Below are 11,652 nucleotides of genomic sequence, written 5' to 3' on the forward strand. Positions count from 1 at the left end.
GACCTTGATTTTACATTTGATTTTATAGATAAAAAATATCATATCATAGGATGGTTATATTAATATAATCAATTATTTAAGGGGCTTCAGCTCTGGGTTAAACTTAAAAGCGATTAATCAATTTTTTTTTGCGGTCAAAAAGCCTAAATTCTTTTAAAATAAACACTGAAACAAAGGTTTAACAAAAATGAAATAAACGGCAGATAAAATAACTTATTGTTTAAAGTTCTTAACGTGATTTGAATCACTAAAATAAAAAAAAGCAGAAATAGCCATAAAGGCAATAAATCTTAATACTCTGGTCGGATTTCGTTTTTTGTGATTGTTTAGCATGATGGCGTCATAGCTTAATTTGATTACTAAGGAATTCAGCCATGCGTCGTCAAAACTTATGGATAGCAATGCTTGCTGCGACAGCAACTTTAGGAACAACTGCATCGAATGCAGATTTTGTTGACGACAGTAATGTCCAATTAAAATTTAAAAACTTTTATTTAGACCGTCAGTATGCGGATCTTCCGCAAAACAACTGGGGTTCATGGTCTCAGGGCATCACACTGGATGCGAAGTCTGGCTATCAGGATATCGGTGGCGGTATTCAAGTGGGTGCGGACCTTTTGGTGCAGCACGCATTTAAATTGAATGGCCGTGATAAAAATGCAGACTGGGTTTTGCCACATGATGGCAAAGAGTCTAAAGACAATTTTGGTAAAGTTGGCGCGACCTTAAAAGCCAAAGTTTCACAAACTGAATTGAAAGTAGGTGAGTTATTACCGGTATCTCCAGTACTGGTATTTGATCCATCACGTCAGTTGTTGACGACTTATAGCGGTGCGTGGCTTGAGTCTAAAGAGATTAAAGACACCAAACTGACTTTGGCTTATATTGATAAGATCAATAACCGTTATGACAACCAGTTCCGTGACTTAACCTTGTTCGCACCTGGAAAAACTTTGCCGGACGGTGTTTCAAAAGGGCATTTTGATAAAGGTCCTGAATCTGATGGCATGTTGATTGCAGGTGTTGATCACCAGTTTACCCCTGAAATTGGCGGCAGCTACTGGTATGCCGATGTTAAAGATATTTATCAGCAACATTATGTCGGTGCAAGCTACAAAACCAAGCTGGGTGAAAAAGCCAAATTAGACAGCCACATCCGTTACTTCGATAACTCGGAGTCAGGCGACAAGCTGTATGGTAATATTGATAACCAGGCTTTGTCTGTAGGCGCTAAAGTAAATTATGGTGCGCATACCGTTGGTTTAGGTTACCAGCAAATGTTTGGTGATAATGCATTCCCGACATTGGGTGGCTGGGTACCGCAGCCTTACCTGGTCAACTGGGGTGTAGCAACATTTACTTATCCTGATGAAAAATCACTTGGTTTAACATACGGCTATGATTTCTCTGATTTGGGTGCTAAAGGTTTATCAGCAACAGCTGTGTACATGATGGGGCAGGATGCAACTGTTGGTACACTGAAAAATCAAGACTCTGAAGAGTTTAATGCAATTGTAAACTACACCGTTCCTGAAGGTAAGTTGAAAGGCTTAGGCTTCCAGGCAATGTATATCGATGCTGACTTCGATTATAAATCTGACCTGAAAGAATACCGTGTAGCGACGACTTATACCTATAAGTTCTAATTGCTAAACGGATAAAAAGAGCGACTGTTGACCAGTCGCTCTTTTTTATGTCTGAAACATATTTTATTCTTGAATACCCTAACTAAGTTAGGTATTTAAATTTAAATAAAGTATTTAAAAAACAATTATTTAAATTATCGTTTTTTTATAGTATTTGATCGTAAATTTGTATCAGTTTGACCGGTTTGAACAGGTAATATAAGGCGGTAAAAAAGTAAATTTCACCGAGTCAACTTGACGTTAAATTCTCAATAAAGATGGAAACGCAAGCTAAAGACTGTACGAGGAGTATGTATGAGCACTGTTCAAATCCCTGAATATACAACAGATCCATTCTTTGGCTTAGAAGACAAATGGATTGAAACAGCAGAAGGTGAGTTGACTCACTATCACGAAGTGGGTGAAGGTACTCCAATCCTATTCTTGCATGGTTCAGGTACAGGTGTATCTGCAGCGGCAAACTGGTGGTTAAACTTACCACAAATTGGTGAGCAAGCACGTTGTATCGCAATTGACACCATTGGTTATGGTCAAACAGTTGTTGCACCAAATACAGCTTATGGTATCCGTGCCTGGGTAGATCATGCGGTTCGTACTTTAGATGCGCTTGGCATTGAAAAAACCTGGTTAGTGGGTAACTCTTTGGGTGGCTGGTTGGCGTTCCAAATGGCACTTGATTATCCAGAACGTGTCCTAGGTATTGTGTCTATGGGTACGGGTGGTGCGAAACAGACTGCTGCTCTGAAAGCACATGCAAACCCAGTTTTGACTGAAGAAGGCATCAAAAAAACGCTTTCTATGTTCGTGGTGAACAAAGACCTGATCACTGATGAACTGGTGAAAGTTCGTTTTGCTTCTGCTGCAAATGACTATGCATCGAACCGTTTGATGGATGTGGTAGGTGCACGTGACCGTGACCGTTTCGAATTTCCATTAGACTTCGAAAAAATGAAAGACATCACTGTACCGGTATTATTAATTCATGGTACTCAAGACGTGGTAATTCCTGTATCACGTACTTGGGACATCTTGAACATTGTTCCAAATGCGGATGCACACATTTTCAGCCAGTGTGGCCACTGGTCTCAAGTGGAAAAAGCGGATGAGTTCAACACTGTTATTAAAAACTACTTAACTGCTCGTGGTGTTTAATCCCACTGTTTAGCAAATAAAAGGATGACTTCGGTCATCCTTTTTTTGTCCATACTCAAGTGCTAATAAAGTTAGCCGTAACATTAATACTGATCGCTAGAATCGTGGTGTTAAATCCATACGCCAACAGTAAGTGTAAAGTATTCAATATACGCATGGAACGTGAAGTGACGGATACATCTGCAGTTTGTGCCGAGGTTCCTACGACATAACTGAAATACAAAAAGTCAGGATACGTCGGTTCTGGAGTTTTTGGAAAATCCAGTCCGCCATCTTTATGTTTTTCTAATGCCAGATAAAAGTCATGGGCGTAATGAATCGCAAAGATGGTATGCATAAAAAACCAGGCAGAAACAAGGGTGAGGATGGATAAGGTTAAATGAGCTGTTCGAATGGTTGTATCTGGGGGTAAATGATTAATTTCAATAACGATAGCAATGAAACACATGATTAAAGTCAGGATCACCAGCAGTAAAATTAGCCATTTACTGGCATCTTGTTGTACCGCTCGCTGCAAAATATTTTCATGTTCTGTACGCCATAATTTCTTTAGGGTTAAGTATAAGTAGCCATAAATCGCTATATTCCAGCTGATTAAAAGACAGGTAGACCAACCCCATTGTGTTAGCAAATATAAAAAATAATAGAAAACAGCGATCGCAGGAAAGGTAAAAAAGAAATAAGGATGGTATCGAACACCTGTTTTTATACGATGCAGCGGGTGGATTTGCATAATCTTCCCCCTTTGGTCATTATTTTTTACAAATATTTTAGAAAGGTTGTACTGGGCTTATTAGACTTAAGTTGTAATTTTATGATTATGAGATATTTTTATAAATGAGTAAAAGAAAAGTTATACGTTATTTCCCATAAAGATGTGCTTTGAAGCTGTGATTTTTTATAAGACTTCAGTCTAATCCGAGCTAAAAATACACAATTTGAAATAAAAAAAAGCACCATTATTTACTAGCAAAATAATGGTGTCTTCAATTCAGCACAAAGTGTGAAAAAATATTTTCAATTTTTTAATTGCGGTTAATGTTCAGATAAAACACATTGGTCAGTAATTCAATGAACTTCTTCACTGCAACAGAAGTGGTGTTTTTATGGTAACTCACATACAGGTCAAGGTAGGGCAGTTCCACATCTAAAGTACGGATAACCGAATTGTTCGTGGTGAGTGGGGCTACATAACCTGGCAAAATAGTACAGCCTAGGCCCATACCTATGGCATTAATATTAAACAGGATGTTATCGGCCTTTTGCACAATATTGAATTCGATGCCATTGGCTTTAGCAAAATCCATAATCGCATTATGCAGCGTTAAAGACTGTTCGGCTGCTGGGATAATAAAATCTATACCATTCAATTCCTTAACTGGAATGCGCTCATATTTAGCCAAAGGATGGTTTTCAGGCAGAATAAAGATTAACGGCTCGCGTAGCACGAATAAACTTTCAATTTCATCACTGTTAAAGTTGTGTCGGGTAAAGGTGACATCCAGTTCACCTTTTTTCAGCAACTTCATTTGTTCATTGTTGTTTAAACTGAGCAAATCAATTTTTAAATCAGGGTTTTGCACGCGTAAATTTGGCAATACATAAGGGAAAATTTTCATTTCCGCCACCGGAACAAAGCCAATACGCAGCATTTGCTGTTTGGCTTGTGACACCTGGCGTGCCATGGCAATGGCTTTATCTGCCTGTGCCAGCGTTAGACGGGCTTGTTCGAGAAATACGGCACCTTCTTCAGTCAGCTCAACCTTGCGTTTGGTACGATAAAGTAGTTTTACTCCAACATCTTCTTCCAGGTCTTTAATTTGCTGACTTAAAGAGGGTTGAGCGGTATAAAGCTTTAATGCAGCCTTACTGAAGTTAAGTTCTTCTGCAACGGTGATAAAATAGCGAAGGTGTCGTAATTCCATATAACTAGTCCAAAAGAGTAATCCAAAAAATGTCTTACTATATTTTTGTAGCAGTATAATCTATAAACAACTATTAGGTGAAGATTATTCTGCTATTTAGAAAATAAATGATCTTGTATTTTTCATTAGTGTTTAAATATATTAACTACAGCTTTAAATAATCCATAAAATATCTTAATTGAAACAAAAAAAATATTTCACCAAAACTGGCTAAAAATCCATTATCGCTGAAAAGTTGAGTCTATTTACTTTGTGCCGTTACTGGTCACAGGAGAGCTTTTCATGAGTGGAAAAATTGATGTGCGCGAAATCGACGCTTTAGTCGATGCACAAAATGGACGTATCTCGCCATCTATCTATACAGATCCGGATCTATACGAATTAGAACTTGAACGCGTGTTCGGTCGTACCTGGTTGTTCCTTTGCCATGAAAGCCAAATTCCTAAGGCTGGTGACTTCTTCAATACCTACATGGGTGAAGATCCAATTATTGTGGCACGTCAAAAAGACGGTTCAATCAAAGCATTCTTAAACCAATGCCGTCACCGCTCTATGCGTGTGAGCTTCGCAGACTGTGGTAATACGCGTGCATTCACTTGCCCGTACCATGGCTGGTCTTACGGTATTGATGGTTCTTTAAAAGATATCCCGCTTGAAGAGCGTGCTTTCCCGCAAGGCGCATGCAAAGAGCAATGGGGTCTGGTTGAAGTTAACCGTGTTAAGTCATACAAAGGCTTAATCTTCGGATGCTGGGATGAAACCACTCAAGATCTAGAAGAATATATGGGTGATATTGCTTGGTACTTAGATGGCGTATTAGACCGTCGTCCAGGTGGTACTGAAATCATCGGTGGTGTACACAAGTGGGAAATCGAGTGTAACTGGAAATTTGCTGCTGAACAGTTTGCATCTGACCAATATCACGCATTGTTCTCTCACGCATCTGCAATCCAGGTACTTGGTGCGAAACCAGATGACGAATCATCTAAGAAATTAGGTGCTGCGCAAACAGCCCGTCCAGTTTGGGAAACGGCTAAAGACGCGATCCAGTACGGTTCACGTGGTCATGGTTCAGGCTTCTTCTTCACAGAAAAACCAGACGCTAACGTTTGGGTTGACGGTGAAGTGGCAAACTACTTCCGTGAAACTTATGAAGAAGTGAAAGAACGTCTTGGTGAAGTTCGTGCACTTCGTCTTGCAGGTCACAACACCATGTTCCCAACATTGTCTTGGTTGAACGGTACAGCAACCCTTCGTGTATGGCACCCACGTGGTCCAAACAAAACTGAAGTTTGGGCATTCTGTATTGCCGATGCTGAAGCGTCTCAAGAAGTGAAAGAAGCATTTGAACGTTCTGCAACACGTGCCTTCGGTCCTGCCGGTTTCCTAGAGCAAGATGACTCTGAAAACTGGATCGAAATCCAAAAAGTTTTACGTGGTTACAAAGCGCGTAAGAACCAGTTGATTATGGAAATGGGTAAAGGCAACGAGAAAGTTCGTGAAGACGGTATTCCTGGTATCACCAACTATATTTTCTCTGAAACTGCAGCACGTGGCATGTATCGCCGTTGGGCAGATTTGTTAATCCATGAAAAATGGGAAGACGTGGAAAAAGCAGCTGACGAATACGAGAAGGAGCTTATGAAATGAGTCAGATCAGTTTAGAACTTCAACATCAAATTAGTCAGTTCCTCTATCGTGAAGCTAAATTACTTGACGACTGGAAATTCCGCGAATGGTTAGACGTATTGGCAGAAGATATTTCTTATACCTTGCGTACTACACCGAACGCTCAAACTCGTGACCGTCGCCGTTCGATCGAGCCACCGACAACTTGGGTATTTAACGATACCAAAGATTTGTTGGAACGCCGTGTTGCCCGTCTTGAGACAGGTATGGCATGGGCTGAAGAACCTCCTTCACGTACCACTCACATGGTGTCTAACATCATCGTTGAGCCAACTGAAGTTGAAGGTGAATACGACGTTTACGTTACGTACTTGTTGTACCGCACACAGAAAGAGAAAGATGTAACGATCTACTGTGGTAAGCGTCACGACAAGATCCGCAAAGTCGATACTGCTCAAGGCTTCGAGATCTTCAACCGTAAGATTACCCTTGATCAGGTGACTTATAACTCACATAACCTGAGTGTGTTCTTCTAATGAATAAGATTTTTGTTTGCCAAGTTGACGAATTAGACGAAGGCGAAGCATTGAAAGTAGATTGCGGCGTAAACGGTATCGATGCGCTTGCAGTATTCAACAACAATGGCGAATTTTTCGCGATGAACGACCGTTGTTCACATGGTAATGCTTCTATGTCAGAAGGTTACCTTGAAGATGACGGTACTGTTGAATGTCCACTTCATTCAGCTCGATTCTGTTTGAAAACTGGTCAAGCACTTTGCTTACCAGCAACAGATCCTATCCAGACTTTCCCAGTGATTGTTGAAGATGGTGCTTTATACGTAGAGATGGCAGGAGAGTAATCATGGGTTGGCTACAAGGTGAAGTTGCACTTATTACCGGTGGTGGTTCAGGCTTAGGCTGGGCATTGGTTGAACGTTTCTTAGAAGAAGGCGCAAAAGTGGCTGTTCTTCAACGTTCTCAATCGAAAGTTGACGCACTGAAAGAACATTTTGGTGACCGCGTGCTAGCGATCGCAGGAGATGTAGCCAGCTATGAAGATAATGTTCGCGCAGTTCAAGCGACTGTTGAACATTATGGCAAACTTGACTGTTTCGTTGGTAATGCGGGTATCTGGGATCATTATGCAGATATCGTCAATACATCGGGTGAGCAACTGGAAAAAGCCTTTGATGAAATCATGGGCATTAACACCAAGTCACTTATTCTTGGTGCTAAAGCTGCGCTGGATGCATTGATAGCTTCTGAAGGTTCTATCATATTTACTTTGTCTAACTCTGCACTGTACTCGGCAGGCGGAGGCCCTGTATATACAGCATCTAAGCATGCTGGTGTGGGCATTATGAAAGAACTTGCTTACGAGCTTGCGCCTAAAGTACGAGTGAACGCTGTTGCGCCGTCAGGTATGAATGTGAATATCAAGGGTGCGGCATCATTAGGTCAGGAAAATCTTGGTCTGCTTGATGCTCGTGATCCTGAGAAAATCGCACGTGGTATGCCACTAAACTTCTTGCCTGAACCGGAAGACATGACAGGTTCATACGTGCTCTTGGCATCTCGTCAAAACAACCGTCCTTTGACTGGTGTTTTAATTAACGCTGAATGTGGTCTGGGCATTCGTGGTTTACGTCAACCACGTGCAGGTTTCTTTGACGAATAAAATTCAGTCTGAAATGGACTTTTCGGCAGCCTATTCTCGGCTGCCTTCCTTTTAAGGAGTCTCTCATGGCCGTTAAACTCATTTGTGCATCGCACAGTCCTTTAATGGAGTTTGCTACTCCGCAAGAACAACGTAAAGAACAAGCTGTTCGTGAAGCGTTTGAAAAATTATCTGCGGAAGTCAAAGCATACGATCCAACTTTAATCATTACCTTTGGTCCTGACCATTTCAATGGCTTCTTCTATGACTTGATGCCAAGCTTCTGTGTGGGTATTCGTGCCACAGCAGCAGGTGATTGGGATTATGGTAAAGACAACGACAAAATTAATGTACCTGAAGAAACTGCAGTGGCATTGGTGCGTCGTGTTCTTGATGAAGGTGTGGATGTTGCGTACTCATACCGTATGCAAGCCGACCATGGCGTGACTCAACCTTTACATTTCTTGTGTGGCGGTCAGCTCGACCGTTACCCAACCATTCCAGTATTTATCAATGGTGCAGCAGCACCGATGCCAACCACCAAGCGTACCGTGGCTTTAGGTCGCGCAGTCGGTCAGTTCATCAAGTCATTGAACCTGGAAAATGAACGTGTACTTGTACTGGGTACCGGTGGTTTGTCACATGATCCACCAACACCGCAAATGGGTTCAGTTCCACCTGAAGTGGAAGAATTCCTGATCGCGGGTCGTAACCCGACACCTGAAGCACGTAATGCGCGTCAAGCGAAGGTGATCGCTGTAGGTCAAAAATTGGCAGCAGGCGACAAGTCTGTATCTGTACCGTTAAACCCAGAGTGGGATCGCGCATTGCTGCAAACCTTTGCCAAAGCAGACTTTGCGGCCATTGAAGCGATGACAGAAGCTGAAATTCGTGTTGAAGGTGGTCGCGGCGGTCAGGAAGTCCGTTCCTGGATGGCTGCTTTTGCTGCATTACATGAAGTGGGTGAGTATGAAATGACAACTCACTGCTACGAAGACATCAGTGAGTGGATTGCGGGCTTCGGTATCGTATCTGCAGAGTTAAAGGGTTAATTTACATGAGCAACATCGAAACCATCGTGATTGTGGGTGCTGGCCAAGCTGGTGCAAGCGCAATCCTAGAACTTCGTGGCAATAAATACGAAGGTAAAATCATTCTGATTGGTGATGAAACGCATCTTCCTTATGAGCGTCCACCACTGTCTAAAGACGTGATTTTAAAACCTGAAGAAACCAAGATTGAAATTTTGTCAGAAGAAAAACTGGCAGAACTTGGTGTAGAAACCATTCGTGGCAATGGCGTGCAAAAAATTAACGCTGAAGCAAAAACGGTTGAACTTCAAAATGGTGACGTTGTTGCTTATGACAAGTTGCTTTTAGCGACTGGCGGTGCAGCACGCCGTTTACCAAACTTTGATGCTTTGGGCAAACACGTTTACACGCTACGTAACCTTGAAGATTCACAAGCACTGGTACCTGTTCTTCAACCCGGTCAACGTATTGTGTTGATTGGTGGTGGGGTGATCGGTCTTGAGCTTGCATCATCTGCACGCTACAAAGAATGTGAAGTGACTGTGATTGAACAGGGTCCAATGGTAATGGGTCGTTCATCGCCACGTATCCTGAGCGAATTCTTGTTGGCGCAACAACGCCGTGCTGGTGTTGATGTGCGTCTTGAAACCAAGATTGCAGACTGCAAGCTAGACGGTGAAGAGGTTGTCGTGACCCTTGAGGGTGGTGAAGAGCTTCGTGCCGATGCGGTCATTTACGGTATTGGGATTGTACCGAATGCACAGTTGGCTGTTGAGGCTGGCCTGGATATTGATTTTGCGGTTAAAGTCAATGAAAACTGCCAGACTTCAAATGCTGACATTTATGCAGCAGGTGACGTAGCGACTCAGCTTCGTGAAGATGGTGAATACCGCCGTGTCGAAACATGGGAAAATGCCAACCTTCAGGCAGGTATTTTCGCGCGTCACGTGATGGGTATAGAGCATCCAAAAGCCAATCCGGCATGGTTCTGGACCGATCAACTCGACATTAACTATCAGTTCGTGGGCGATATGGCTGCAGCTGAATGGTATGTTCGCGGTGAAATGGATGCAGCTAAAGGTGCAGACAATTCATTTGTGATGTACGGTGTGACTGACGGTCAAATCGTTGCTGGTATTACGGTCAATGCGGCAAAAGAAATGCGTCATTTGAAAAAAATGATCAGCAAAAATACCGCTTTTGAAGCGGAAAAGCATCTTGATTTAAGCCTGGATTTACGCAAAGTGGCTTAAGTTTTATTGAGATATTTTTGGACAGACCTATGTTTTGCATAGGTCTGTTTTTTTATGTCTTTGCCTTCATTGTCATGACTTCATGTGTCAGTGTGATTTAATATATTTTCGTATAGGTGATTCTTACTTTTTATCTTTGAAAAGTAACAAAAATCTTCTGTGGTGCTGAGCGGATCTCTATATCTCCCAGCACGACAGGCGGCATCCATGCCGCCATCAGTGTTGTTGATTGCGGATTTGAACATAAATTTGGTTCGCTTCTTTTTGATAAATTTTAATTGAGCAATTTATGAGTTCAAATTCATCTTCCATGATGGTCATGGCAAGTATTTATGCTTTATTGGTATTCATCTGGGCCACTACGCCACTGGCAATTGTCTGGAGCGTGCAGGAAGTCCATCCGATGTGGGTGCTGATTATCCGCTATTTTGGCGCGTCGCTGATTGCCTTGTTCCTTTTAAAGCTGATGCGTGACCCGCTGCCTTTTGATCAGACTTCTTTAAAAAGTTATGTGGCGGGTAGTCTGAATTTAATTGGTGCGCAGCTATTTATCTATCTTGCAGCTAATTATCTGACTTCCGGGTTAATGGCATTGATCTTTGGTTTTTCACCGCTGATTGCCGGTTTGATTGGTCATGTCATTTTAAAAACTCAAAAACTGATTGCCTTGCAATGGTTAGGTATGGCGATTGCGGTTTCAGGTCTGACCTTTGTCTTTGCTGATTCTGCCGACAGTAAAGTGAACCCAATTGGCGTGATGTTGATGCTGATTAGCATGGTGTCTTATATCAGCTCAATTTTCTGGGTCAAACAGATTAATGCACCACTCAAACCAATGTCACAGGCAACCGGTTCTCTGATTGTTTCTGCATTGGGTTCAATGCTGATCATTCCGTTTATCTGGCAGCATTTTCCAACAGCACTGCCAAGCGGTCGCGCGATGATCGGTTTTGTCTTTACCATGATCATGTCGTCGATTGTGGCAATGCTGTGCTACTTCTGGCTGATTAGGCGTTTAGCAGCTTCGACTGTATCTTTAAGCAATGTGATGACCCCGGTGATTGCTTTAGTGCTCGGTGCAACGCTGAATAGTGAACATATCAGCCCGAATGCCTTTTTCGGCATTGTGGTGGTGATGTTCGGGATTGTGATGTATTTCTGGAAAGAATGGCGCCAGCAGTATTTTTCTAAACTGCGTTAATGCAGCAGGGTAAATAAGATAAAAAAGGAGGCTTCTGCCACTGCTGTCCCACAAATATCACAAGAAGAACCTCAATTGAGGTTCTTCTTGTTTTCGCCATTTTTTATCAGGCACAAAGAGTGACCTTAAAAGTTTCCTTTCAAATAAATTGACCTG

The 11,652-nt window shown here is 42.1% G+C and carries 11 protein-coding genes; 9 read left to right on the forward strand and 2 right to left on the reverse strand.

Annotated features, from left to right (window positions below; all coding sequences use genetic code 11):
* The first annotated feature begins 374 nt into the window (after nucleotides 1–374).
* Both ACE01R_RS06490 and ACE01R_RS06495 read left to right on the forward strand, forming a co-directional pair.
* Entirely contained in the window at nucleotides 375–1,646 is a 1,272-nt protein-coding gene (locus tag ACE01R_RS06490; protein WP_395549800.1) for an OprD family outer membrane porin, read from the forward strand.
* A 294-nt stretch (nucleotides 1,647–1,940) separates the two neighbouring features.
* A complete protein-coding gene (locus tag ACE01R_RS06495) occupies nucleotides 1,941–2,798 on the forward strand; it encodes an alpha/beta fold hydrolase (RefSeq protein WP_395549801.1) in 858 nt (285 codons plus the stop codon).
* A gap of 55 nt (nucleotides 2,799–2,853) precedes the next feature.
* Here the strand turns inward: ACE01R_RS06495 and ACE01R_RS06500 are convergent, their stop codons facing one another.
* Together ACE01R_RS06500 and hcaR are read right to left on the reverse strand one after the other, a co-directional pair.
* A complete protein-coding gene (locus ACE01R_RS06500; RefSeq protein ID WP_395549802.1) occupies nucleotides 2,854–3,531 on the reverse strand; it encodes a DUF1345 domain-containing protein in 678 nt (225 codons plus the stop codon).
* 292 nt (nucleotides 3,532–3,823) lie between these two features.
* Nucleotides 3,824–4,723, reverse strand: a complete 900-nt coding sequence (hcaR, locus tag ACE01R_RS06505; RefSeq protein WP_395549803.1) for a DNA-binding transcriptional regulator HcaR — start codon at nucleotides 4,721–4,723, stop codon at nucleotides 3,824–3,826.
* Between the two features lie 282 nt (nucleotides 4,724–5,005).
* Here hcaR and hcaE point away from each other — a divergent pair, with 282 nt between their 5' ends.
* From hcaE to ACE01R_RS06540, 7 genes are all read left to right on the forward strand, one after another.
* Nucleotides 5,006–6,373, forward strand: a complete 1,368-nt coding sequence (gene hcaE, locus ACE01R_RS06510; RefSeq protein WP_395549804.1) for a 3-phenylpropionate/cinnamic acid dioxygenase subunit alpha — start codon at nucleotides 5,006–5,008, stop codon at nucleotides 6,371–6,373.
* Nucleotides 6,370–6,888, forward strand: a complete 519-nt coding sequence (gene hcaF / locus ACE01R_RS06515) for a 3-phenylpropionate/cinnamic acid dioxygenase subunit beta (RefSeq protein ID WP_395549805.1) — start codon at nucleotides 6,370–6,372, stop codon at nucleotides 6,886–6,888. The genes hcaE and hcaF overlap by 4 nt, the downstream gene beginning before the upstream one ends.
* A complete protein-coding gene (hcaC, locus tag ACE01R_RS06520; RefSeq protein WP_395549806.1) occupies nucleotides 6,888–7,214 on the forward strand; it encodes a 3-phenylpropionate/cinnamic acid dioxygenase ferredoxin subunit in 327 nt (108 codons plus the stop codon). The genes hcaF and hcaC overlap by 1 nt, the downstream gene beginning before the upstream one ends.
* 2 nt (nucleotides 7,215–7,216) lie before the next feature.
* Nucleotides 7,217–8,032: a 3-phenylpropionate-dihydrodiol/cinnamic acid-dihydrodiol dehydrogenase gene (gene hcaB / locus ACE01R_RS06525; RefSeq protein ID WP_395549808.1), complete on the forward strand. Its 816-nt coding sequence runs from the start codon at nucleotides 7,217–7,219 to the stop codon at nucleotides 8,030–8,032.
* Between the two features lie 65 nt (nucleotides 8,033–8,097).
* Nucleotides 8,098–9,063: a 3-carboxyethylcatechol 2,3-dioxygenase gene (locus ACE01R_RS06530; protein WP_395549809.1), complete on the forward strand. Its 966-nt coding sequence runs from the start codon at nucleotides 8,098–8,100 to the stop codon at nucleotides 9,061–9,063.
* A 5-nt stretch (nucleotides 9,064–9,068) separates the two neighbouring features.
* Complete coding sequence (gene hcaD, locus ACE01R_RS06535) at nucleotides 9,069–10,295, forward strand: 3-phenylpropionate/cinnamic acid dioxygenase ferredoxin--NAD(+) reductase subunit (protein WP_395549810.1); 1,227 nt, start codon at nucleotides 9,069–9,071, stop codon at nucleotides 10,293–10,295.
* A 289-nt stretch (nucleotides 10,296–10,584) separates the two neighbouring features.
* The gene (locus ACE01R_RS06540; RefSeq protein WP_395549812.1) at nucleotides 10,585–11,496 is read left to right on the forward strand and encodes a DMT family transporter; all 912 of its coding nucleotides are present in this window, start codon (nucleotides 10,585–10,587) and stop codon (nucleotides 11,494–11,496) included.
* Nucleotides 11,497–11,652: the final 156 nt, after the last annotated feature.

The sequence above is a fragment of the Acinetobacter sp. BSP-28 genome, from assembly GCF_044130285.1.
Lineage (GTDB): Bacteria > Pseudomonadota > Gammaproteobacteria > Pseudomonadales > Moraxellaceae > Acinetobacter.

Coding starts and splice junctions, on each gene's coding strand:
- ACE01R_RS06490 (WP_395549800.1), top strand. CDS start 375: ATGCGTCGTCAAAACTTATGGATAGCAATGCTTGCTGCGACAGCAACT.
- ACE01R_RS06495 (WP_395549801.1), top strand. CDS start 1,941: ATGAGCACTGTTCAAATCCCTGAATATACAACAGATCCATTCTTTGGC.
- ACE01R_RS06500 (WP_395549802.1), bottom strand. CDS start 3,531: ATGCAAATCCACCCGCTGCATCGTATAAAAACAGGTGTTCGATACCAT.
- hcaR (WP_395549803.1), bottom strand. CDS start 4,723: ATGGAATTACGACACCTTCGCTATTTTATCACCGTTGCAGAAGAACTT.
- hcaE (WP_395549804.1), top strand. CDS start 5,006: ATGAGTGGAAAAATTGATGTGCGCGAAATCGACGCTTTAGTCGATGCA.
- hcaF (WP_395549805.1), top strand. CDS start 6,370: ATGAGTCAGATCAGTTTAGAACTTCAACATCAAATTAGTCAGTTCCTC.
- hcaC (WP_395549806.1), top strand. CDS start 6,888: ATGAATAAGATTTTTGTTTGCCAAGTTGACGAATTAGACGAAGGCGAA.
- hcaB (WP_395549808.1), top strand. CDS start 7,217: ATGGGTTGGCTACAAGGTGAAGTTGCACTTATTACCGGTGGTGGTTCA.
- ACE01R_RS06530 (WP_395549809.1), top strand. CDS start 8,098: ATGGCCGTTAAACTCATTTGTGCATCGCACAGTCCTTTAATGGAGTTT.
- hcaD (WP_395549810.1), top strand. CDS start 9,069: ATGAGCAACATCGAAACCATCGTGATTGTGGGTGCTGGCCAAGCTGGT.
- ACE01R_RS06540 (WP_395549812.1), top strand. CDS start 10,585: ATGAGTTCAAATTCATCTTCCATGATGGTCATGGCAAGTATTTATGCT.